We start from the raw sequence: 23,699 nt of genomic DNA on the forward strand, positions 1-23,699 counted from the left end.
TAAATGTTAAAATAATTTTTTCATCAAAATTATATTGCATATTTGTATCCGGTTCAGAAGCGGTTCCTGCTGCAACTGAACATGGTAACCAATTATTGATTAAATCCGGAATGAAAGTGTGTTCGCAAAGCGATGGATCTTGTTTAAGCGATAATACGCTTTGTTCGCAATCGATAACCATAGTTAGTTTGCAAAACATTTAAAAGATCTCCCTTAGAGCGGGGCCGATGTCAAAGTACAGTACACATACCGATCATGACCTTACCAGCCTGCTGCAAAGCGGCGATCATGACGCTTTTATCGAAATTTACCAGCGGTACTGGCGGCGTATGCTTGCCGTGGCCTGGAACCACAGTAAGGATAAAACTGTAGCTAAGGATATTGTACACGAGGTTTTCCTCTCGCTTTGGGAAAGGCGCGACGCCGTGGAGATCAAAAGCATTTCGGCCTTCCTGTCTACCGCTGTAAAATTCGGTGTATTCAAACACTACCAACGCGAAAAAAACCGCGCCGACCTGGCCAAGGCCAACTACGAATTTACCGATATCACCCACGACGAAGCCAAACTCGATGCCCTCTTTCTGCAAGAGTACATCAACGGCATTGTGGAAGAAATGCCCGAAAAATGCAAACTGGTATTCCGCTACAGCCGTGACCTGGGCTTGAAGAATGCCGAGATAGCCGAGAAAATAGAGATCAGCGAGAAAGGGGTGGAGGCTAACCTTACCCGTGCACTAAAAATTATCCGCGGCGAGTTGAAGAATTATGGTTGGAGTATTGTGGTGGTGTTGCATACGGTTATTTCGCTTTTGAAATAGCTTCAAAGCTTCCCCCATGTCATTTCGACGGACTGTGGGAGGGCAAGGAGGTGGCGTGAGGAGAAATCTTATACGCCCTGTAAAACGAATCGCCTTTAGAAGAGCGATTTTCGTTTAGCCCTATCAATATTATATTGAAAATTAGTAAATTGGGTTATGATAAGGATAATCATGACACCCGATAAAAACTGCTTAACGATAAAGCTGCCGGATAGCTTGGTGGGGAAGACTATCGAGGTTATCGCGTTCGAGATTGATCAAATTGAAGAAACCATTATTGCAGATCAAAAAAAGAAACGTATTGAGGACATCAATAAAGCCTTGAATAAACATCGGGTTGATCTTACCGGCTTCAAATTTGACAGGGACGAAGCGAATAACTATAATCGCCTTTAATACTAACGCATCTATTATCTCCACGACATTAACGATTCACATCCCTTTTAGAATACGAGGCACCTACGGAGCCTTTAAACTCATTCAGATTTTGCTATAAACACGCTACCCCTACGGGGTATTTGGCACTGTTTTCTAACTCCGTTAGGAGTATCGTGTTTATAGCAAATTATAGTTTGTTTTGAAATGGCTCCGTGGGTGCCTCGTATTATACAAGCGATTCATCTGGTTGGCTAAGGGTATTAAATCCAGATGTCTTTCTTTCCGTCTTAGAGCCTGGCGTGCTTAGATCAACAATACAATAAATTTTTTTTCCTCCCCAATATAGGGTAACCCGCTTTTCAATGTACCCACCTATAAAAGCACCCAAACCAATTGGACCAGGAACAGATTCACATTTTATTAAAAAAGTATCAAGACGGTACCGCCACTGCCGCCGAGCGCGAGCAATTGCTGCAATGGTTCCGCGAAACCGCCTACCAGGATGCCGAATTTCCGGAAGATGAGGAAACGGTAGGAGAAGCTATGCTTGCCCGCCTTAACCAGGAAACCAAACCTGCTAAAACGAAGCCGGGCTACTTCCGTTGGGTAGCGGCTGCTTCGGCTGTGTTGATATTGGGTGTTACCGGCCTATTCATTACCAGGATGCTCACAACCGATAGTGGTAATTTCCTTCATCAAAATGCTCAATCCAATATCCATCCCGGAGGCAATAAAGCCATCTTAACTTTAGCCAACGGCAACAAAATCTCCCTTACCGATGCAGGCAATGGGCAAATTGCCAATCAAAACGGTATCAACGTGACCAAAGCTGCTAACGGCCAATTAGTTTATACCATTACCGACCGGGTAGATCTGTCCGGTGCTTCATCCAGCACAGATCTCGACGCCTCCAACACCATCGAAACACCCAAAGGTGGCCAGTACCAGGTTGTTTTGCCCGATGGTTCAAAGGTTTGGCTTAATGCTTATTCATCTTTAAAATTCCCGGTAAGTTTTGCTAACAGGAATGAGCGTCGGGTTGAACTATCGGGCGAGGCTTATTTTGAGGTGAGCCATAATAAAGAAATGCCTTTCAGGGTGGTAACCAACCGCCAAACCGTTGAGGTTTTGGGCACGCATTTTAATGTGAACGCTTATGCCGATGATGCCACTACCAAAACTACCCTGTTGCAGGGGATGGTGAGGGTAACAGCTGCAAACCGTAGCGCCATCTTAAACCCAGGCCAGCAGGCTAAGCTGGGCAATACGCTTGATGTAAGCGAAGTAAATACCGAAGAGGCTGTAGCCTGGAAAAACGGCTATTTCAATTTTGATGATGAAAAACTGGAAAACATTATGCGCAGCGTATCGCGCTGGTATAATGTGGATGTGGTTTTTGCCGATCAGAGCCTGCGCAACGAAACCTTTGGTGCGGTAACTACCCGCTTTGCCAGCATCAACACGCTGCTAAAAATGATTGAGCAAACCGGCGACGCGCGGTTTAGCATCCAGGGCTCAACGATAACTATAACCAAGAAGAAGTAATAACCTGATAAACCAATTTAAACCCGATTAAACTATATGAGAAAATTTTACAACTCCCCGTAGCATAAAGCAGATCAGCGGTTTATAAAAAGCAGAACAGAGGCACTTCCGATGCCCCTGCTCAATCAGCTTTTTAAAATCCGAATGTAATTGTCGTCACATTTCAACTTAAAACAGCCTTTAACAAATGTATAAAATTTTTACTACAAACATTTGTACGCCTTCGTGCTACCCTAAGAAATTTCTGCTCATCATGAAGCTAACCACGTTTATACTCTTCCTCGCTTTTATGCAGGCAAGTGCGGCGGTCTTTTCGCAAAAGATCACCTATAAACAAAATGATGTAACGCTAAAACAAGTATTCAATGAAATAAATAAGCAAACGGGCTACAACCTGTTCTGGTCGGCAAAAAGTATCAAAAACACGCCGAAGATAGATGTCAACTTTCAAAATACCCCTATTGAAGAGGCCCTGAAAACCAGCCTCAAAAACACAGGTTTAACTTACAGTATCGATGGTAAATCGGTGATCATTAAAGAAGCGCCGGGCGGAAAAAACGATGCCCCGGCCGAGGTGATTGCCGATATTACCGTAACCGGTACCGTAAAAGATAACAAGGGCGTAACCCTGCCGGGCGTAAGTATTACCGTAGTTGACGACCCTAAACGGGGTACCGTTACCGATAATAACGGTAAGTTTATCCTCGATGTAAAAAGCGGCTCGGTGATTCGGGTATCCTTTATCGGTTTTGTGCCGCAAACTTTTACGGTTAATGCCGATAATAAGCTTTTTAACGTGGTTTTGGTAGAGGATTTGCGCCAGGCCGAAGAGGTGGTAATTACCGCCTACGGTAAAAAGGAGCGGAAGGAAGCCATTGTAGGGTCGGTAACCACCATCAAACCAGCCGAGTTAAAAATCCCGGCAAGTAACTTAACCACTGCGCTGGCCGGGCAGGCGGCGGGTATCATCGCTTTCCAGGGCACCGGGCAGCCGGGGCAGGATAACGCGCAGTTCTTTATCAGGGGGGTAACTACTTTCGGTTATAAGGTTGACCCTTTGATTTTGATAGATAACATTGAGTTAACTACTAATGATCTGGCTCGTTTGCAGGTGGATGATATCGCCAGTTTCTCTATTCTGAAAGATGCCAGTGCTACAGCCTTGTATGGTGCCCGTGGTGCCAATGGCGTAATTCTGGTCGCTACTAAGCAAGGTAAGATTGGCAAGCCGCAAATTAGTTTCAGGGCGGAAAACTCGGTATCGCAAAATACCCAATCGCTTAAAATTGCCGATCCTATCACGTACATGAAGCTTTTCAACGAAGCTACGCTGTCGCGTGATCCATATCAGCCTACACCTTTTGATCCGGATAAGATCATCAACACCGAAAATACTTTGGCTAAAGGTCCGGGTTATAACCCTTATGTTTACCCGGCGGTTGATTGGCTCAATTTGCTGCTTAAAAAACGTACATCAACCCAACGCGGTAACCTGAGCGTTAGCGGTGGTACACCATTTGCCCGTTACTATGTAGGTGGATCATACAATGTTGACCATGGTAACCTTGCCGAAGATGCGGCCAATAATAACAGCAACAATATCAAGTTCACCAACTACCAGTTGCGATCCAACGTAAACCTTAACCTTACCAAAACCACCGAGGCTATCCTGCGTTTTTCGGGAACATTCAGCGATTATAACGGGCCGCTTACTACTGATGGTTCCTTTAATTCGGATGTTTATAAAATAGCCTTGCATACCAGCCCGGTGTTGTTCCCGGCTTATTTCCCAGCTGATTCGGCCAATATTAACACCAAGCATATTTTGTTCGGTGCCCCGGCAGATCAGGGTGTGCCTTATAACAACCCGTACGCGTTGTTGCTGAGAGGCCACAAAAGCTCAACCGAATCGCGGGTGCTGGCGCAGATCGAGTTGAACCAGGGACTTGAATTTATCACCAAAGGCTTAAACTTCCACGGTATTTTCAGCACCAACAGGTATTCGTATTTCGATGCCAATTACGGTTATAATCCTTTTTATTATAACATCGGTAGCTATAACAAAACCAATAACACCTATACCTTAACCTGGCTCAACCAAAAACCAGGCGACGCTATTGAGTATCTGCAATATTTTCCGGGCACGCCAACTATCAGCAACCAGATTTACCTGCAGGGTAACTTTGATTATTCGCGCCAGTTGGGCAAACATAATCTTTCGGCAACCGCGGTGTTTACCCGCCAGCAAACGGTTTATTCAAATGCGGGCCAGCTTATTGATGCCTTGCCGCACCGCAACTTTGGTATAGCGGGCCGCGCCGGATATAACTACGCCGGAAAATATTTTTTGGAGTTTAACTTCGGTTATAACGGTTCAGAAAGGTTCTCGGCCGAACATCGTTATGGCTTTTTCCCAACCATTGGCGGCGGCTGGCTGGTATCGGGCGAAAAGTTTTTCGAACCATTGCTTGATGTGGTTAACCGTTTAAAGATCCGCAGCAGCTACGGTTTGGTAGGTAACGATGCCATCAGCGACAGGCGTTTCTTTTATGCATCAAACGTAAACCTTAACGGCGGGGCCTACGCCGCTTTCGGTACCAACGCGGGCTATGCGCATAACGGTGCAACTATCCTCAACTATTCAGACCCTAATGTAACCTGGGAAACATCTAAACAGGCAAACCTCGCGGTTGAAATGACCCTGTTTAAAAATCTGAATATCGTTGCCGAGTTTTACAATTATAACAGGTACAACATTCTGCAAAAACGCTCGTACATTCCAAGTACCTCGGGTTTGGAGGCTGATATTTATGCCAACTTAGGTAAAGCCAACTCAAAAGGTATCGATCTGTCTTTCGATTATAAAAAGACCATCAATAACTCATGGATCGTATCGGGCCGTGGTAACTTTACCCTCGCTACCGATAAGTATACCTACTACGAAGAGCCTAACTACCCTGAACCTTATCGCCATTTTGTTGGCCAGCCTATCCGTATTGGCTATGGTTACATTGCCGACAGGCTTTTTGTTGACGATGCCGAAGCAGCAGCCTCACCAACGCAAATTTTCTCCACCACCGGCAAAGCCCCCCGCGGCGGCGATATCAAATACCGCGATCTGAACGGCGACGGTATTATCGATAACCGCGACCAAACTTTCATCGGCTACCCGCAGGTACCCGAAATTGTGTACGGCTACGGTGTATCGGCCCAATACAAAAACTTTGATCTTTCTGCCTTTTTCCAGGGGCAGGCAAGGGTGTCATTCTTTATTAATCCCAACTCGGTTAGCCCCTTTGTGCAAAGCACCGAGGCATATGTATACGGCAACACCCAGCTATTACAGCAATTTGCCGATAGCCACTGGAGTGAGGAACACCAGGATTTGTATGCCACCTATCCGCGTTTAGGCACTACCCGCAACATTATCGAAAATAATTTACAGCCAAGTACCTGGTGGTTACGCAACGGGGCCTTTATGCGCCTTAAATCGGCCGAGATGGGGTACACCCTGCCTGCGTCCATAACCAAAAGGATGGGCCTGCGCAGCCTGAGGATTTATGTTAACGGCCTTAACCTGATTACCTGGAGCTCATTTAAACTTTGGGACCCCGAGCTGGGCGGCAATGGCTTTAACTACCCCATTCAAAAGGTATACAATATTGGTTTGAATGTTAATTTATAAGGAGATGAAGAGTATCATGAAATTTAACTATAAACTTTTTTGCCTGCTATTTTTAATGACGGTAGCCGGCTCATGCAAAAAATATCTTGACGTTGTACCGCCTGATGTAGGTACGATTGACTACGCTTTCAGGAGCAAGAACGAGGCGGAGAATTATCTTTTTACCTGCTATTCATCGGTACAGCAATTAAATGATATGAACAGGAGCGCCGGCTTCACCACCTCGGGCGAGATTATTTTCCCGCTCAACCTGCCCGGCAACCCTATTGATATTACCGGTTTTACGTTGATAACCGGCACCCAAAACGTTGGCGAACCAGGTTTAAACTTCTGGGATGGCCGTGCTAACGGTACTGCCATGTACGTAGCCATCAGGCGCTGTAACACCATGCTGGAGAATATCGACAAACCTGCCGACCTATCTGCCGTTGAAAAGAAACGCTGGATAGCCGAGGTGAAATTTTTAAAGGCCTACTATCACTATTATTTAATGCGGATGTACGGCCCGGTGCCAATTGTTGATGTTAACTTACCTGTTGAAGCATCTACTGCAGAAGTTAAAGTGAAACGCCAGTCAGTTGACGATGTAGTTAATTATGTAGTGGGTTTGCTGGATCAGGCCATTCCCGATCTGCCTGCTACCATCGATAATCCATCTAAAGAGCTGGGCAGGATCACAGCGCCTGCAGCAGCGGCTATCAAAGCCGAGGTGTTGATGACGGCTGCGAGCCCGCTGTTTAACGGGAACCCGGATTATGCCAACTTTAAAGACAAAAGCGGCAAAAACCTGTTCCCAACCTCATTTGATGCCACCAAATGGCAAAAAGCGGCTACGGCTTGCAAAACGGCTATTGATATGTGCGAGGCTGCCGGTTTGCACCTTAACCAAACTTTTATTCCTTCGCCTGCGGTAACTAACCTGCCCGATTCGTTGAAACGTGTGCTTACTTTCCAAACCGCGCTTACCCAAAAATGGGATATCAACCCGGAGCTCATCTGGTCGTTAAGCAACATCTGGCATGGGCAGGAATATTGCATCCCGAGGTTAACCCAAAAAGCTAACCAGAACGACGGGCAAAATCCGGCTTACTACGCGGTGCCTATCTCCACTACCGATCTGTTTTATACCAACAAAGGCGTACCTATTGATGAAGATAAAACCTGGGATTATGCCGACCGTAACCAACTGCGCACCGGTGATGCCGCTAACTTTTACTACATCAAACAAGGTTACCAAACCATTAAAGCCCACTTTGATCGTGAACCGCGCTTTTACGGCAGCATCGGTTTTGATGGCGGTATTTGGTTTGGCGATGGGATCCTGGATGCCAAAATTGCCCACTACGTACCTGCAAGGGGCGTAACCGCGCTGGCCGGACCGAAAACGTTGCAAAAAACCAACATCACCGGCTACTGGCCTAAAAAACTGGCCAACTATTTAACCGTGTATGACGACGGCTTTAACTGGACGGATTTTTCGATGCCTGTAATGCGCATGGCCGGTTTATACCTGCTTTATGCTGAAGCTTTAAATGAGGCTAATGGCCCAACAGCCGATGCCATAAGCTATGTGGATAGGGTAAGGGCACGCGCCGGATTAGATGGCGTGGTTAACGCATGGGCTGCCTATTCAAAAAATCCATCAAAACCTACTACCAAAGAAGGTTTACGCGCCATCATTCACCAGGAGCGCCGCATTGAGCTTTGTTTTGAGGGCCAAAGCGGCTGGGATTTACGCCGTTGGAAAGAGTTGCAGGGTGTGTTAAGCACCCCGCTAACCGGCTGGAGCATTTACGAAGAACAAGCTATTAACTACTACCGCGCCCGCAACGTAGAGATCCCGGTATTCAATACCCGCGATTACCTGTGGCCTATCTGGAACAACTCGATAGTGATTAATGATAACCTTGTTCAAAACCCTTACTGGTAGGATTTTTTTGTAGCACGAATAAAAAATGAAAGATATTATGAGCAATAATCATATAAAGTCGGTATACTTTTTAGCTATACTGGCGCTTTTAACCGCATGCTTGTTTTCATGCTCCAAAAGCGATACTTATAAACTTCCGGACGATACCGATAAAAGCAAACCCGGCGTAGTTACCAATGTTAAGGTGCGCAATTTTAACGGTGGCGCGGTTTTAACTTACACCCTGCCCTCATCGCAAAACCTGCTGTATGTGGTGGCCGATTATAACATCAACGGAAAAACAGCCCGTCAAACTAAATCGAGTTATTTTTTGGATACCATTAGGGTTGATGGCTTTGAAAGCAGTAAGGAATATACCATTACACTGCATTCGGTAACAAGGGCCAATGTACAATCAGACCCTATCACGGTTACCGTTCACCCGGATACGCCTTATTACCAGTTGATCAGGAAAAGCCTTACCCTTGCTGCCGATTTTGGTGGCGTGCATTTATCGGCCTTAAATAAAGATAAACGCCCGGTAGGCATCAACCTCGTAACTATCGATCCTGCAAACAATAAATTCGCCATCAACGACAGGCATTTTACCAGTACCGATACCATTAGTTATGCGGTGCGCGGTTTCAGCACTACGCCTGCCAAATTCGGCGCGTTTGTGACCGATCAGTTTGGTAATTCGTCTGATACTACCATTGTAACACTTACGCCTTTGTATGAAGAGATGCTTGATAAAAAGCTGTTTTTCCCGGCTAATACCCCAAGCGATGCTTACATAGGTTATGGCGGTATTCTACCTTATTTATGGGATGGCTTTACCAAAGAGGTTGGCGGCGCTTCGCCATGGCAAACCACTATCGGGCCGGTTCAGAAACTGGTACAGGGTACTTTTGGCGTAGGCAGAAGTTATAAGCTAAGTCACTTTTTAATGTGGACCCGTGGTTACGGCTATGCCAACCCTAAAGTATTCAGCATCTGGGGATCAAATAAAGATACCCCTGCCGATGCCGTTACGCCTGGAGGCCTTGCCGCCGGAACTACCGTTGGCGACTGGGTGGTGCTGGGTACTTACCGTTTCCCTGATCCGCCGTCGGGTTTGCCGCAGGGACAAACCAACGCTGCCGACCAGGCCTTTATTGATGCCGGCGTAAACTTCGATCTGCCGTTTAATGCTCCGCCTGTAAAATACCTTAGGGTAGTGGTGAAAGAAACCTGGTTTGGTTTGGATTACACCTATATCGAAGAAATGTCGTTTTACGGAATCCCTCAATAACCTTAAGCCATCAAACAATGAAAATCAACATCAAAAATATAGCATGGCTGGTATTGCTGCTGGCCGCATGGGGCTGCTCGAAAAAGAATGAAGCCTATAAAGAGCTGATAAAAGGCGGCGAAAAATATTACCCCGGTGTAATATCAAACGCCAATTACAGGGCAGGCAAGCTGCGTACCCAACTGGTATGGAACCCAAGTCCCGACCCTAAAATTGTGAAGTACAAAATTTACTGGAACAACAAGCAGGATTCGTTAACCGTTACGGCCGAAAGCCATGATCCGCTGGATACCGTAAAAGTAATTATCCCCAACCTGGTTGAGGGTACCTATAACTTTATCGTAAACTCGGTTGATAGCGAAGGGCATATTTCCATCGCCAAAACCATTAATGGTGTACGAGTGTACGGTTCGGTTTACGCGGGAGGTATTTTTAACCGCGGTTACAATGCCGATAACCCTTTTACGGTTGATATTACCACCGGCCTGGTTAAGCTGAACTTTAACCAGATCACGCTCGATTCGGTAACCATCAACACCAAAACCATTGTTACGTACATCAACACCGCCGGGCAAACCAAAATCGCTTTGCTAAAACCTGAAGATTCGATAGTGACTATTAATGATTTTCAGTTTGGTACCGATGTTACCTACCAATCAAGCTATCTGCCGTTCAGGGGGGCTATCGATACGTTTACGGTGGCTTCGCCTACGCTTTTCCCAAGAGTTAGGCGTGTGGGCGACATCACATCGCTCTACATCAAAAACCCAGGATACACATTTCAACGCGGAGATAATGGTACCAACAAATGGGGGACCCCTAAAGACTGGCAGTACAACAACAACGTGCTGAACCAGGATGGCGGCAAAGGCGGCGGCTGGTCGTGGGATGGCAATGGCGTGATCCATTTCGAATCGAAAGACTGGGGCGGCGATGGGGTGAACAATGGTAAAGTTTATCAAACCATTACCCTGCCAGCCGGTAGCTACGCGCTGGATATTGAAACGGCCGGCTATGGTGGCAACTTCAATGCTAATGAGATTGTGGCGGTTGGCAATGCCTTACCGGATATCACCAATATCGGTAGCCCGCTGGCCATCTTCCGTGGCGATCAGAATAACCTGGGCGGTACGCATACGCTAAGCTTTACTCTTGCGGCAACCACCACCATTACGTTTGGATGGGTGGTAAATACGCAGAACTATACTTATGTACAGTTTAAAGGTGTTAAGCTGAGGAGTTTGTAATAGAAATAACGCTTTTCAAATGTCCCCTCGGGTTCTCTGGTAGAGGATTCTGAAGCGTGCACCACACGAGGCCTATGGGTTCGCCTTTATCTTTAATTGGTGAGATAGTGGGCAAAAATCGGGCTTCTCTGCAAGAGAACCTGGGGAGACAAAACTGTTTAAAAACGTGTAATGAAACTGGTATTATCTCCGAGCGTCATTGCGAGGCACGAAGCAATCCCCAACTGTACAGGGCGAATTTGCTTAGCCCCTCTGCCTATCGGGGATTGCTTCGTGCCTCGCAATGACGGCTCTTACATGCTTTTAAACAGCTTTTGAGAACCTTAGGAGCTTGCCGAGTATAATCCATCTTTTTATAAGTTTTATCCATTTTCAATTTTACCGCACCCATATACATTTACAAAACCGGTATTAATACCCCTGATAAAAATCTACCCAAAAAATCCCACTAAATAATTAAAACCCAATGTTTAAACGTTTTTCTTTATCCCGATTTTTAATTGTCATCCTTACAGGTGTTTGCTCCGGTGTCTATGCCCAAAGCAACGAGGTGTCGCTCAACAGCTCGTCCGGGCAGCAATGGAAGGTAAAACCACAAGCCGACGTTACCGATGCCTCGCAAATTAAGGATGCCGGCTACAATACTTCCGGCTGGGTTACTGCCGTTGTTCCCGGTACCACGTTCGCATCGTACGTGGCAGCCGCGTTAGAGAAAGACCCCAACTTTGGCGATAATATTTACAAGGTTGATAAAGCCAAATATGATCGTAGTTTTTGGTACCGTACCGAATTTGGAATCCCCGCAAGCTATACCAAAAAAACTATCTGGCTTAATTTTAGGGGCGTAAATCGCAAGGCTGATATTTACCTGAATGGTACTTTATTGGGTACTTTGGATGGGTTTATGCAACGCGGCCATTTTGATATCAGCGCATTGGCAAGCCGAAACGGCAAAAACGTATTGACTGCATTGGTTTATATCCCCAAACAACCATTGGCCAACGTAGGCAGCCCCAACTATGTATCAAGTGCTGGCTGGGATTGGATGCCGTATGTACCGGGCCTTAACTCTGGTATTACCGATAATGTTTTCCTGAGCAATACCGGCGATGTAACTATTAAAGATCCCTGGATCCGCGCCGAGTTACCAACCAATGCCCGTGCCGATCTCTCGGTTGCTTTGGAAGTTAAAAACAATGCGGCAAGTTCGCAGGCAGCTATTATTAAAGGTGTAATTACACCGGGCAATATCGAGTTTCAGAAAAAGGTTTATGTGGATGCCAATGGCAGCACCGATGTAAAACTCACCAAACGCGATTTTGAGCAGCTGATGATCAACAGTCCCAAACTTTGGTGGCCAAACGGTTATGGCGAGCCTAACCTGTACAACTGCAAACTGAGCGTTAGTGTGGGCGATGAAGTATCGGACGTAAGGAACATCAAATTCGGTATTAAAAGATACAGCTATGATACCATTGGCCATGTATTGCACCTGGCCATTAACGGCACCAAAGTATTTATAAAAGGCGGCGACTGGGGCATGAGCGAATACCTGCTGCGCTGCCGTGGTGCCGAATATGATTACAAGGTAAAGCTGCACAAGGAAATGAACTTCAACATGATCCGTAACTGGATCGGTTCAACTACCGACGAGGAGTTTTATGATGCCTGCGATAAATATGGCATTATGGTTTGGGACGATTTCTGGCTGAATGCCAACCCAAATCTTCCGGCCGATTTGACGGCGTTTAACGCCAATGCCATCGAAAAAATAAAGCGGTTCAGAAACCATCCTGCTATTGCCGTGTGGTGCGCCGATAATGAGGGATGGCCTGAACAACCGCTCAGCGCCTGGCTGAAAGAAGACCTGGCCACCTTTGATGGCGGCGACCGCTGGTACCAACCCAACTCGCACGCCGAAAATCTTACCGGCAGCGGCCCATGGGATGCCAAAGATCCACGCTACTACTTTACCGCATACCCAACCGGCCTGGGCGGTAACAAAGGCTGGGGTTTACGTTCTGAGCTGGGCACTGCGGTATTTGTAAACTTTGAAAGCTTTAAAAAATTTATGCCGAAAGAAAACTGGTGGCCGCGCAATGAAATGTGGGATCAGCACTTTTTCGGTCCGAGGGCATTTAATGCCGGGCCGGATAGTTACCAGGCCAGCATTACAAACGGCTACGGCGAACCAAAGGGGATAGAAGACTTTTGCCGTAAAGCGCAGTTTGTAAGTTTGGAAAGCAACAAGGCTATGTTTGAGGGCTGGCAGGATGCCATGGGCGAGGATGCTTCGGGTTTGATGACCTGGATGAGCCAATCGGCCTATCCATCAATGGTATGGCAAACCTATGATTACTATTATGATTTGACGGGCGCTTACTGGGGCGTTAAAAAGGCCTGCGAACCGTTGCACATTCAATGGAATCCTTTAACCAATGCCATTAAAGTAATTAACACTACCCGGAAAGATGTGGATGGATTAACAGCTTCGGCAGATGTGTATAATTTGGATGGTACACTGGTGAAACAATACAGTATTTCAAAAACTATCGATGCCCCGGCCAACAGTTCAGGTGCGGCATTTGATCTGAAATTTAACCAGTACAAGGCCGATCTGGCAAAAAACAAAAAAGTTGTAAGCTCATCATCAACCAACGGCGATGCTTCGGCTGTTAACGATGGTAACCCTGGCACCCGCTGGGCCAGCCGTTACAACGATGGCGAATGGGTTTATATCGATCTGGGTAAAGAAGAAGTAGTGAACGGTGTTGGCCTAAGCTGGGAAGATGCCTATGCAAAATCGTTCAAGATCCAGGTATCAAACGATGCCAATCACTGGTATGATGTATACAGCACCACCGAAGGCCGCCAGGGCGAACAGAAAATCACCTTCCCCGAGGTTAACGCCCGCTACGTAAAAATGCAGGGCGTGGAGCGTGCTACTTACTGGGGGTATTCGCTTTATAATTTTGAGGTTTATGAGGGCGATGTAGCCAGTGAAGGTTTATCGGCGGTACACTTTATCAAACTAAAACTTAGTGATAATACCGGTAAAATAGTATCTGATAATTTTTACTGGAGGGGTAACAAGCGTAAAGATTATACTGCTTTAAATAACCTGCCCAAAGTTGATTTGAAGGTAGATTATAAAACGGTTAAGGCCGATGGTAAATATTATATCACGGCTCAGGTAACTAATCCTTCATCATCAAAAGCCGTAGCTTTCGGTGTGCGTGTGCAGGCAGTTAAAGCATCTACCGGTGAGCAGATTTTGCCGGGCATTATGAGCGATAACTATTTTACTTTGCTGAAAGGAGAAAGTAAAACAGTTAAGATTGAATTTGACGAGGCTGCGTTAGGGAAGGATGCTGTGAAGTTGGAGGCTGAGGCTTATAATAACACGGTTGCAGGAAGATAGTTTAATAAATAATATTACCAACCTTCGCGATAGCGAAGGTTGGTAATATGGAGTACTGGTTGAAGTTTAGCGATAGCGTAACTTCGAGCTAAACTGTGTTAAGCTTTCAGCTTAACTTTAATACTATCCACTTAAGTTTTTCAGATGTGGAAAGAGATTTAATGTCGCGCCCCGGAAGCAGAATGCTTCCGCCACTTTAGTACGAAGTTATGCTATCGCTAAACTTCGACCAGTACTTTTCGTATCGCGCAGGCCAGAGGCCTGGGCGATAGTAGCCACCCGGCTGGAGCCGGACGGCTGTGTTTCCTTTTTTATCCAATCTCGCAATCGATTGTAATTTAATAGATCATAATACTATTTTAGCGCCCACTATCGCCACGCATCATCAATGAAAAAAATAACTTTAGGCCTAATCAGTCTTTCAACCCTGATAATTACCACATCGGGCACTTTAAAAACTAACCCCGACACCCCGCTTTATAAAGATAAAAAAGCCCCCGTTGCTGATAGAGTGGAAGACCTGCTGAAACGCATGACCCTGAAAGAAAAGGTTGAGCAACTGCAAAACCGCGCATCAGGCAGCGCCGACGAAATTGACCGGATATTTAAAGGCGAAAGCTACGGCTGCACCCACGAAATGAACCGCAGCGCCGCCGAATGTGCCGATATGTATCAAAAGCTGCAAACCTATATGCTTACCAAAACCCGGCTGGGCATCCCCATCCTTACCGCTGCCGAAGGCATTGAAGGCATCCTGCAAAACAACAGCACCATTTTTCCGCAGGAACTGGCTCAGGGTAGTACCTTTAACCCGGCACTCATCAACAGGATGACATCAGCCGCCGGCGATGAGGCACAGGTGATGGGCATCCACCAGATTCTTTCTCCGGTACTGGATATTGCCCGCGAGTTGCGCTGGGGCAGGGTAGAAGAAACCTTTGGCGAAGACCCATACCTCATTGCCGAAATGGGCGTGGCCTTTGTAAAGGGCTATCAAAAAAGCAGTATCACCTGTACGCCCAAGCATTTTATGGCCCACGGTTCGCCATCGGGCGGGTTAAATTGCGCTAATGTAAGCGGCGGCGAGCGCGAGTTACGCAGCCTGTATATGTACCCTTTTAAAAGGGTGATTGCCGAAACCAATCCGCTTGCGGTAATGTCGTGCTATAGTTCGTACGATGGGGTAGCCATGTCCGGCTCTGCCTATTACATGACCGATATTTTGCGCGGCGAGCTGGGCTTTAAAGGCTATGTATATTCGGATTGGGGATCGGTAGATCGCCTGCAAACATTCCATCATGCTGTAGATTCGCAGGAAGATGCCGCCAAAATGGCCCTCATTGCCGGTATCGACCTCGATATTGACGATGCCTATACCAAATTGGAAGGCTTGATTGCGAGCGGTAAATTGGATCTGAAATATATTGACCAGGCTGTGCGCCGGGTGTTAACGGTAAAATTTAACCTCGGCCTGTTTGAAAATCCATATGGCGACCCGGCTAAAGTTGCCAAAGTAGTACACAGCGCGGCCAATGTGGCTATGGCTAAGGAGGTCGCCGATGAAAGCGCCATTTTACTTAAAAACAACAATAATATCTTGCCCCTAAATCTCAGCAAATACAAATCGATAGCCGTAGTTGGACCCAACAGTAATCAAACCATTTTTGGCGATTACGCCTGGACAGAGCGCAACCCTAAATTAGGCACAACCCTGCTGGCCGGTTTAAAAGAAGTGATAGGCAATAAAGCTATCACCCTAAACCAGGCCGAGGGCTGCGACTGGTGGAGCCAGGACAAAAGCCATATTGCCGAAGCTGTTAAAGCTGTTGAGCAAAGCGATATAGCCATCGTGGCTATTGGCACCCGCAGCACTTTTTTGGGCCGTAGCCCAAAAAACTCAACCTCGGGCGAGGGTTTTGACCTTTCTTCGCTCGAGTTGCCGGGTGTGCAAATGGATTTGCTGAAAGCTATCAAAGCTACAGGTAAACCTATGGTGGTAATATTCATTGCAGGCAAGCCCCTGGCTATGCCATGGGTAAAAGATAATGCTGATGCCGTGCTGGTGCAATGGTATGGCGGCGAAAAACAAGGCCGTACTTTGGCCGATATCCTTACCGGGGTTGTTAATCCTTCGGGCCATTTAAATGTGTCGTTCCCGCGCAGTACCGGTAATAGCCCATCATTTTACAATCACTATGTAACCGACCGCAACGAACCTTTCGATCAGCCGGGAAGTCCCGAAGAACCTAAGGGGCATTATATTTTTGACAGGCCAGACCCGCTTTGGGCTTTTGGCGAAGGCATGAGCTACAGCAATTTTAAATATGTTAGCTGTACAGTGAAAGATTCGGTATTAAATGAAAACGGAACTATTAATGTAGAGGTCGAGATTGAAAATACCGGTAATCGTGATGGTAAGGAAGTTGTGCAGCTTTATGTACGCGATAAGGTAAGTTCGGTAGCTACGCCGGTGCAGCAGCTTAAGGCTTTTAAAAAAGAACTGATAAAAGCAGGAGCAAGGGTGAAAATTAACTTACACGTGCCGGTATCTGAATTGGGATTGTATAATGATAGAATGAAATACGTGGTTGAACCCGGCGAGTTTGATATACAGGTAGGCGGTGCATCAAACCAGATAGTGTTTCATAAAACGGTTAGCGTGAAGTAATAAGATCAGTTTAACAATTACCATCTTGTTAATCCTGAATAGGTAAAAGCCGTGATCTCTGAAGGCGATATGACATCACGATTTTGTCATCCTGAGTAAGTAAAAGCCGCGGCATCTGAAGGTGATATAACATTTAACCTTTGTCATGGGTAGGAACGAAGCATCTTCTTCGCCCTGCATAGCGGCCATGCTTATTGTAGAAGATGCTTCGTTCCTCAGCGTGACAACGTGTTTTTGAACATGCCATGGGCAGGAACGAAGGATCTTCTTAGCCCTGCATAGCGGCCATGCTTGTTGCAGAAGATGCTTCGTTCCTCAGCATGACAACATGTTTCATTTTTTAGTGCGCCTTCCCAAAATTCTTTTCCCCGGCCACAATCGCTATATCCAAATTATTCTCATCGGGTGGCTTAGGGCATGAGTAACCGCCGGCAAAGGCACAGTAAGGATTGTAGGCCTTATTAAAGTCGATAACGATACTGCCGTTTTTAATGTCTTTGGTGGTAAGGTCGATATAGCGGCCGCCTCCATAAGTTTCTTTCCCATTGGTAGTATCGTTAAAAGGCAAAAACAGGTAATTACTGAATGCCGGGTTTGCCGATAGGGCTATGCTTTTGTAAATGGTTAATTGTAATGATTTATCTTTCAAAGTAAATGAGAGCAAGGCGTAGCGGAGATATTGCTTCGCCGTACCATCAAAAGCCGGAATAACAAACGGGGTTTGATTGGTTAGCAACTCTGCTTTAGCGGTAACACGGTAAGTGCTGTCGGCATCGTAAAATCGGAGGTATTTTAAATCTTCCTGTTTTAGCGGCGAGCGGGGATCTTTCAAAAAATCATCCATATAGCTTTTGCGGAATTCGGCTATCTGGGTTTTGTGGTTTTGAGCAAAGCTGAAAGTATTAACGGTAAATAACAGGATTATTGTAGTGAGGTATTTCATCTATAAATTATTTGGCTTAAAGTTAAACGGATTATGTGTTTCACGCAAAGGCGCAAAGCCGCAAAGGTTTTCTCTTAGCGGCCTGGCGTGTTTGCCTGAAAGATTTATGGAATATTTAAATCACCCCTTCAACAAAAAAACGATTGATGCCTTCCACATCACTCAAATGGGTAACTATCCTAACAATCTTGCCATCGCTGATATCGCAAACAATTGCTACATATTCATCCAAAATCAGATCGCCGCGGCTGGCTGTATTGTGCAGGGAAAGCGCTACGCTATCCAGGCCGTATAAAATGTGGTTCAATTTCACCATCACCCCAAAATCGCGCAGCTGATTGGCTCTTTTTATTACCGCATCGGCACCAATAGCCGGGCCGGAAAGCAGACTGGTACCGGGCAATGTCCAGGTTACATCATCGGTCAGTGCCGAGCGCATTAAATCCCAGTCGCGGTTCCTTAAACCATTTAAAAATTTATTGGCTAATTGTTCTTTGATCTCTTCTGTAGTTTTCATTGTATTATTTATAATAGTGTATTAAGCCAAAAACGATCTGCAAGCTTTCAGCTTTATGCCTTAGGCTTTCAGCATTCCGCCTTCGGCTTTCAGCTTTAATTAATTGGTTCGGCAGCAGGGAAATCAACAGGGATTTCGGTGTTCACAAACACATAGTTGGTAAAAATACGCACGGTAACCAAACCAATCAATTCCATCAGGGCAGCCTCGTCAAAACCGGCTGCATAAAAGTTTTCCAAATCGGCAGTATCGCCTTTGCCTTTGTTTGCGGTGATGGATTTTGCTAAGGCGATGATTACATTCAACCTGTCGTCGGCAGTATAGCCTCTCCTTATGTCAAGCGTTTCGGCTTTGGTAAAGCCACGCAATATAGCTGCCGCAGTATGGCCGGCTAAACAGTAGGCACAACCGTTAACTTCCGATACGATCAGCGCTATCGCCTCACGCTCTTTAGCGGTGAATAAACCGGCATTTAAGCTGCCTTCAAAATCGAGGAAAGCTTTCAGGGCATGTGATGAATAGCCTATAGTGGCGTACAGGTTAGGTACTTTACCCATACGTTTTTTCAAAGTATCAAATAATTCCTGCGATTCGGTGCTTACCTGTTCGCGGGTAGGGACATTTATAGTTTTCATGATTGTATTGTTGATTTTGATGATTATTTATTGGTTGATTTACGTTTAAGGTACAATTGGGCAGTCTCGCTCATGGTAATAATAGCGCCACCAAGGATCACGATATCTTTAATAACCAACCTGCCGCGGCCCGATAGGTAGGGAAAGCCAAAGTTTACATCAGTTAAATGTGGCACCCACGCTTCGGGCGTAGTGATCAGGAAGGAGAGGGTACCCAGCGTCATGATAAAAATAAGGCCGCTGGCTATCATACTTGCTATTGGCACTACTTTATAAAGAGCTACCAAAATGCCCAGCGTTACCAACATAATACCCAAACCAATAGAAAAGCCGTAGGTGTTATTTTCGATGTTCCACTGGTGGTTGGCGGCTATCAGTTCGCCTTCTTTGTTCTGATGTTTTTTGTATTCGGCAGGGTGGTTGTAAAAGAACGACATTGCCGGACTGTTGGCTACGAAAGGAACCACACCATCGGCCTCATAAGTGAAAAACTTAAGACCGCCTATCCAAAGAAATACGACTACAATGCCGAAACGAATTGCCTTTTTACCAAGCTGATCAATGCCGGCTATGGTATTTATGATTGAAGTTTTCATACTGTGTTGTTTATTGATAAAGCAAAACTACAGCAGTACAAGGGCCCGTAACATGGACAAATCAGGGTTTCATTTGTACAAATCCGCTACGATGGATATGCCCGTTTTATCGCGGAAGGTTTGGGGCGATACTTTGGTAAACTTTTTAAATACCCGGCTAAAATAAAACTCATCCTGGAACTTAAGGTTATAGGCAATTTCCTTAATACTTTGCCGGGTAAGGTGAAGCTGTTTTTTTGCTTCGAGAATGAGCCGCTCCTGTATGAGTTGCGATGGTGATTTGCGAAAATATTTACTGCAGCGCCGGGTGAGGGTATCGGGCGATACGGCCAGCAGCGAGGCATAATCAGATGGCTTATGCAGATCGAGAAAATGCACGTTCAGCAATTGGCGGAAGCGTTCCATCAGTTCATCTTTTTCGGGTTTATCCTGGCTGGTGCTGATGGCGTTCATTTTAATGGTGCTGGCCTTAGCCAAAAACAGTTGCAGAAAGGCACGGAGCACAATATCTGAGGGGGCGGGCTGCATGAACTCGTCATTGATCTGCCCTAACAATAGCTCAAAAATGCCTGCCTCGCGCTCGGTGAGCACCACAACCGGGTCGAGGTAAATGTTGTTGAACAGCAGTCCGTTACAGGCCACTTCTTCGCGGTGATATTCGATACAGTAAAAATCGCTGTGAAACTGGATGATGTTGCTTTTAGTGATGCGGCAATCATTTATGTAAATAACCTGCAGCGGGGTGGAGAATAATAAAACCGGGCCCTTAAAAGGGAATGCTCCAAAATCGGCATGAAAAGTTCCCTGTCCTTCGGGGATAAAATAAACGGTGTACTCTGAAAACTGGGCGGGCTTGCATAAAAAATCGTCCTGCGGTTCTTTTAAACCTAACAGGAATTCTCCTGATTTATCGCGGATCTCTTTCAACGGGTGGTTTTATAAGAGCGCTAATATAGGAAAGCGGCAGGTTCAATTCGCAACAATTCGGCAACTGTTTGAGATAACGAGGCACCTACGGAGCCGGGAACATTTATCTATTATGGCTATAAACACGTTACTCCTACGGAGTTGGCAGGGCAATTTAATCTAAATCGGTCGGTGTCTTGCAGGTTGTAGGAGTTAAGTACTCCGTAGGAGTAACGTGTTTATAGCCGCAAACAAAAGCTTCCCGGCTCCGTAGGTGCCTCGTTTCTTGCTGTTAATCCGGAAATATGCTATTTCCCGAGGGTTAGCAAATGCTCTTTTACAATATCAAAATGATCCCAGGGAATATGGTGATTGGCACCGGGGATGATGATCACTTTTACCTGTTTATTAAACGCCAGTTTTTGCCTGCCGTATTCGGCGTTATGTACGGGCACCAGGTTATCCTTATCGCCATGGATAAAGGTAACCGGCATAGTGAGGCGGTTGTAACAGGTATCCATGCCGTATAGCTCCTTTTTAAAATACCAGATCTCGGTATTGCATACCCTGAAAGGGCCGGGTAGCAGATATTGCAGCGGATTATGGACAAATATAGCTCGCCAGCGTTCTTTGGGTTCATCGTATGGAGATATAGAACCGGCCAGTATCGTTAGTGATGAATATGCTTCGGGATGGTCCTGTGCCAGCTTAACCACTATCGGGCCGCCAAGGCTATGGCCGATGATATGAAGCGGCTTGCCGTTCATTTCCTTTTTAACAATGCCGTAAATCAGTTCGGATTGTTTGGGCAGATGGTAGGCATGCCCGCGGTTACTGTACCCAAAACCGGGCCTGTCGATCGCTATCATCCTGAAATGCTTGAGCAGTGCCGTATCCATCAGGTATTTTTCATAACCCTTCCAGCTGCCGGGCGAGCCGTGGATGAAAAACAGCGTAGGTAAAGTATCGCTGCCCACTTTAACATAATGCAAACTGATGCCATCAACCGACATATGCATAAGATGGGCATACATATCGTGTTGGGCAAATTGTTGCTTCGCCTTTTCATCGGGCATGCGCATGTAACGGCAGGAGGGGAGGATGAATAGTAGTAATAAAGCAAGGGTGGTTAGTATAGCTTTTGGAAGAGGTATCATGTTTATTTAGCCGGCGGTTTTTAGGTTGGTCGTTTTTTGGGCTAATACCTTACACAAAAAATTAAAAAAATTTAAGCACGCAAAGGCGCAAAGCCGCAAAGTGTTTTTCTTAGCGCCCTCACGGCTTTGCGTGAAAAATTATAGAGATGCAGATCAGTTAATTATCTCCCTCAACGCACCGCATAATATCTCTATCTCCTCCTCAGTATTATAATAATGCACCGAGGAGCGCGCAATATCGCCCAGGTGGTTTTTATTCATATAGATAAGTGTGGATACCGCCTTGGCAACCGATATGTTGATGTGTTTTTCAGCCAGTTTGTTTTTTACATCCGCGGCTGTCATCCCCTCAACCGAAAAAGTGACTATGCCGCATAACTGATCGCCAAAATCATGAACGGTAATACCTGCTATAACGTTCAGCTTTTCGCGCAGCAAACCCGCTAAATATTGAATACGCTGCCAGATCCGGTCAACACCGATGTTTAGCGCATATTCAACCGCTTTACCGACCCCGAGCGTTAAGGCCCTGCTTTTTTCATAAACCTCAAAGCGGCGGGCATCATCGCGGGGCTTAAAATCGGTTTCGGTAACCCATTGGGTGGTGAAGCCGTCCATGAAAAATAGTTTCAGCTTATCCTGAATTTCTTTCCGCACATATAAAAAACCTGTGCCCCGTGGTGCGCGCAGGTATTTACGCCCGGTTACGGCCATCATATCGCAGCCAATCTGCTGCACATCCAATGGTATATGACCTGCACTTTGGCAGGCGTCCAATAAGTACAGTATATTATGTTTACGGGCTATCTTACCTATCTCAATAACAGGGATCATGCCACCTGCCGATGATGGGATATGGGTAACCGCTATCAGTTTGGTTTTAGGACCGATGGCGGCCTCAAATTGATCTGACGGGAAATAGCCGTTTTTATCATTGGGGATCACTTTAAATTCAACACCCCATGTTTTTTGAGCATGCAGCAAGCCTATCAGGTTACTTACATATTCCATTTCGCAGGTAATGATCTCATCGCCGGGTTTAAAATCAATGCCGTTAAAGGCCAGCCACCAGCCAATGCTGGCATTCTCAACCACGGCAACTTCATCTTTGCGTGAGTTGATGAGCCGGGCTATCAGGCTATAGGTATTTTCCAGCTCTTCGCGGTAGGTGTATTCGGTTTCGTAGCCGCCGTTCAGAGCTTCGTAATGCAGGTAATCGGTAATGGTATCAACCACAACATCAGGCGGCAGGGACGAGCCTGCGTTATTGAAATGGATGGTTTTGGCCGTTCCGCGGGTTTCGGCGCGGAGTTGTTGTATTTCTTCGTTGGTTAGTATATTGTTCATGGGGTGTAGGGCTGATATGAATTTGCGAAACAGATTTAAATAACCACGGTCATTGCGAGGTACGAAGCAATCGCACGGAAGCAGGTCCGCCCTGTATAGTTCGCGATTGCTTCGTACCTCGCAATGACGTGGTCGGTGAAGACTTTAATTATCACTAAAATTTATCTCCATCATAATATCGGCACGTTGATAAGTGCCCGGCTCTACCGGAATTTCAACAAAACCTAATTTATGATAAATATGAATAGCATTTTTAAGCACCCGGTTTGAAAACAGCACCAGCTTTTTAACACCCAGTTCGCGGGCCTTATCAATACCGGCCTGGCATAAAAACTGGCCGGCCCCCGCTCCGCGATGGTCGCGGTCTACCGCCATTTTGGTAAGCTCATAAACACCGTTTTCAATACGACGCAGGGCTACGGTGCCGATGATCTTTTCATCTTTGGCTATAAAATATACGCTGCCGCCGGTTTTAATGATGGCTTCTTCGGGGTTTTCCAGTACCCATTTGTCAAAAGGTTCTACCACAAAATGTTCTTCCAGCCAGGCCTTGTTAAACTTATCAAAGTAGGGGGCGTATTGCGGCTGATAATCGATAACCTGTAATTCCATGTGCTTAATTATTTTGATCGATAC

Annotated in this window: 17 protein-coding genes; 9 read left to right on the forward strand and 8 right to left on the reverse strand. The window is 46.0% G+C overall.

All coding sequences use genetic code 11. The features are described 5' to 3' along the window. Positions 1–227 precede the first annotated feature (227 nt). The 9 genes from HYN43_RS00600 (at position 228) to HYN43_RS00640 (ending at position 16,962) form a co-directional block, all read left to right on the forward strand. Positions 228–818 carry an RNA polymerase sigma-70 factor gene (locus HYN43_RS00600; protein WP_119407607.1) on the forward strand — a complete coding sequence of 197 codons (591 nt, stop codon included), beginning with the start codon at positions 228–230 and terminating at the stop codon, positions 816–818. Positions 819–974: 156 nt separating this feature from the next. Continuing rightward, a complete protein-coding gene (locus HYN43_RS00605) occupies positions 975–1,214 on the forward strand; it encodes a hypothetical protein (RefSeq protein ID WP_119407608.1) in 240 nt (79 codons plus the stop codon). Between the two features lie 375 nt (positions 1,215–1,589). Next, positions 1,590–2,741, forward strand: a complete 1,152-nt coding sequence (locus HYN43_RS00610) for a FecR family protein (RefSeq protein ID WP_119407609.1) — start codon at positions 1,590–1,592, stop codon at positions 2,739–2,741. Between the two features lie 187 nt (positions 2,742–2,928). Further along, entirely contained in the window at positions 2,929–6,426 is a 3,498-nt protein-coding gene (locus HYN43_RS00615) for a TonB-dependent receptor (RefSeq protein ID WP_245447099.1), read from the forward strand. A 16-nt stretch (positions 6,427–6,442) separates the two neighbouring features. Continuing rightward, positions 6,443–8,356 (forward strand): RagB/SusD family nutrient uptake outer membrane protein, encoded by a 1,914-nt coding sequence (locus HYN43_RS00620; protein WP_119409200.1) that lies wholly within the window; start codon positions 6,443–6,445, stop codon positions 8,354–8,356. A gap of 25 nt (positions 8,357–8,381) precedes the next feature. Then, the gene (locus HYN43_RS00625; RefSeq protein WP_245447101.1) at positions 8,382–9,626 is read left to right on the forward strand and encodes a DUF4959 domain-containing protein; all 1,245 of its coding nucleotides are present in this window, start codon (positions 8,382–8,384) and stop codon (positions 9,624–9,626) included. Between the two features lie 17 nt (positions 9,627–9,643). Then, positions 9,644–10,873: a DUF4998 domain-containing protein gene (locus HYN43_RS00630; RefSeq protein ID WP_119407610.1), complete on the forward strand. Its 1,230-nt coding sequence runs from the start codon at positions 9,644–9,646 to the stop codon at positions 10,871–10,873. A gap of 466 nt (positions 10,874–11,339) precedes the next feature. Next, on the forward strand, positions 11,340–14,294 hold the full coding sequence (locus HYN43_RS00635) for a discoidin domain-containing protein (RefSeq protein ID WP_119407611.1): 2,955 nt from the start codon (positions 11,340–11,342) through the stop codon (positions 14,292–14,294). Between the two features lie 388 nt (positions 14,295–14,682). Then, a complete protein-coding gene (locus tag HYN43_RS00640; RefSeq protein ID WP_119407612.1) occupies positions 14,683–16,962 on the forward strand; it encodes a glycoside hydrolase family 3 N-terminal domain-containing protein in 2,280 nt (759 codons plus the stop codon). A 340-nt stretch (positions 16,963–17,302) separates the two neighbouring features. On the opposite strand, the gene HYN43_RS00645 is transcribed toward HYN43_RS00640, so the two are convergent. The 8 genes from HYN43_RS00645 to HYN43_RS00680 all read right to left on the reverse strand — a co-directional run bounded on the left by HYN43_RS00645 (position 17,303) and on the right by HYN43_RS00680 (position 23,675). Then, the gene (locus HYN43_RS00645; RefSeq protein WP_119407613.1) at positions 17,303–17,905 is read right to left on the reverse strand and encodes a DUF1684 domain-containing protein; all 603 of its coding nucleotides are present in this window, start codon (positions 17,903–17,905) and stop codon (positions 17,303–17,305) included. Positions 17,906–18,020: 115 nt separating this feature from the next. Then, entirely contained in the window at positions 18,021–18,422 is a 402-nt protein-coding gene (locus tag HYN43_RS00650) for a nuclear transport factor 2 family protein (RefSeq protein WP_119407614.1), read from the reverse strand. Positions 18,423–18,517: 95 nt separating this feature from the next. Beyond that, positions 18,518–19,057, reverse strand: a complete 540-nt coding sequence (locus HYN43_RS00655; RefSeq protein ID WP_119407615.1) for a carboxymuconolactone decarboxylase family protein — start codon at positions 19,055–19,057, stop codon at positions 18,518–18,520. 23 nt (positions 19,058–19,080) lie between these two features. Next, positions 19,081–19,653 carry a DUF417 family protein gene (locus HYN43_RS00660; RefSeq protein WP_119407616.1) on the reverse strand — a complete coding sequence of 191 codons (573 nt, stop codon included), beginning with the start codon at positions 19,651–19,653 and terminating at the stop codon, positions 19,081–19,083. 69 nt (positions 19,654–19,722) lie between these two features. Beyond that, on the reverse strand, positions 19,723–20,580 hold the full coding sequence (locus tag HYN43_RS00665; protein WP_119407617.1) for a helix-turn-helix domain-containing protein: 858 nt from the start codon (positions 20,578–20,580) through the stop codon (positions 19,723–19,725). A gap of 287 nt (positions 20,581–20,867) precedes the next feature. After that, positions 20,868–21,716 carry an alpha/beta fold hydrolase gene (locus HYN43_RS00670; RefSeq protein ID WP_119407618.1) on the reverse strand — a complete coding sequence of 283 codons (849 nt, stop codon included), beginning with the start codon at positions 21,714–21,716 and terminating at the stop codon, positions 20,868–20,870. A 153-nt stretch (positions 21,717–21,869) separates the two neighbouring features. Further along, positions 21,870–23,063, reverse strand: a complete 1,194-nt coding sequence (locus HYN43_RS00675; RefSeq protein ID WP_119407619.1) for an aminotransferase class V-fold PLP-dependent enzyme — start codon at positions 23,061–23,063, stop codon at positions 21,870–21,872. Positions 23,064–23,207: 144 nt separating this feature from the next. Next, positions 23,208–23,675 (reverse strand): GNAT family N-acetyltransferase, encoded by a 468-nt coding sequence (locus HYN43_RS00680; protein WP_119407620.1) that lies wholly within the window; start codon positions 23,673–23,675, stop codon positions 23,208–23,210. Positions 23,676–23,699: the final 24 nt, after the last annotated feature.

Origin of the sequence: Mucilaginibacter celer, assembly GCF_003576455.2 — a bacterium.
In the GTDB taxonomy this organism is placed as follows: domain Bacteria; phylum Bacteroidota; class Bacteroidia; order Sphingobacteriales; family Sphingobacteriaceae; genus Mucilaginibacter; species Mucilaginibacter celer.

Excerpts from the sequence above, each read along its gene's own strand:
- HYN43_RS00655 (WP_119407615.1), bottom strand. The coding sequence starts at position 19,057 with ATGAAAACTATAAATGTCCCTACCCGCGAACAGGTAAGCACCGAATCG.
- HYN43_RS00600 (WP_119407607.1), top strand. The coding sequence starts at position 228 with ATGTCAAAGTACAGTACACATACCGATCATGACCTTACCAGCCTGCTG.
- HYN43_RS00630 (WP_119407610.1), top strand. The coding sequence starts at position 9,644 with ATGAAAATCAACATCAAAAATATAGCATGGCTGGTATTGCTGCTGGCC.
- HYN43_RS00640 (WP_119407612.1), top strand. The coding sequence starts at position 14,683 with ATGAAAAAAATAACTTTAGGCCTAATCAGTCTTTCAACCCTGATAATT.
- HYN43_RS00645 (WP_119407613.1), bottom strand. The coding sequence starts at position 17,905 with ATGAAATACCTCACTACAATAATCCTGTTATTTACCGTTAATACTTTC.
- HYN43_RS00680 (WP_119407620.1), bottom strand. The coding sequence starts at position 23,675 with ATGGAATTACAGGTTATCGATTATCAGCCGCAATACGCCCCCTACTTT.
- HYN43_RS00615 (WP_245447099.1), top strand. The coding sequence starts at position 2,929 with ATGTATAAAATTTTTACTACAAACATTTGTACGCCTTCGTGCTACCCT.
- HYN43_RS00605 (WP_119407608.1), top strand. The coding sequence starts at position 975 with ATGATAAGGATAATCATGACACCCGATAAAAACTGCTTAACGATAAAG.
- HYN43_RS00620 (WP_119409200.1), top strand. The coding sequence starts at position 6,443 with ATGAAATTTAACTATAAACTTTTTTGCCTGCTATTTTTAATGACGGTA.
- HYN43_RS00650 (WP_119407614.1), bottom strand. The coding sequence starts at position 18,422 with ATGAAAACTACAGAAGAGATCAAAGAACAATTAGCCAATAAATTTTTA.
- HYN43_RS00670 (WP_119407618.1), bottom strand. The coding sequence starts at position 21,716 with ATGATACCTCTTCCAAAAGCTATACTAACCACCCTTGCTTTATTACTA.
- HYN43_RS00635 (WP_119407611.1), top strand. The coding sequence starts at position 11,340 with ATGTTTAAACGTTTTTCTTTATCCCGATTTTTAATTGTCATCCTTACA.
- HYN43_RS00675 (WP_119407619.1), bottom strand. The coding sequence starts at position 23,063 with ATGAACAATATACTAACCAACGAAGAAATACAACAACTCCGCGCCGAA.
- HYN43_RS00660 (WP_119407616.1), bottom strand. The coding sequence starts at position 19,653 with ATGAAAACTTCAATCATAAATACCATAGCCGGCATTGATCAGCTTGGT.
- HYN43_RS00625 (WP_245447101.1), top strand. The coding sequence starts at position 8,382 with ATGAAAGATATTATGAGCAATAATCATATAAAGTCGGTATACTTTTTA.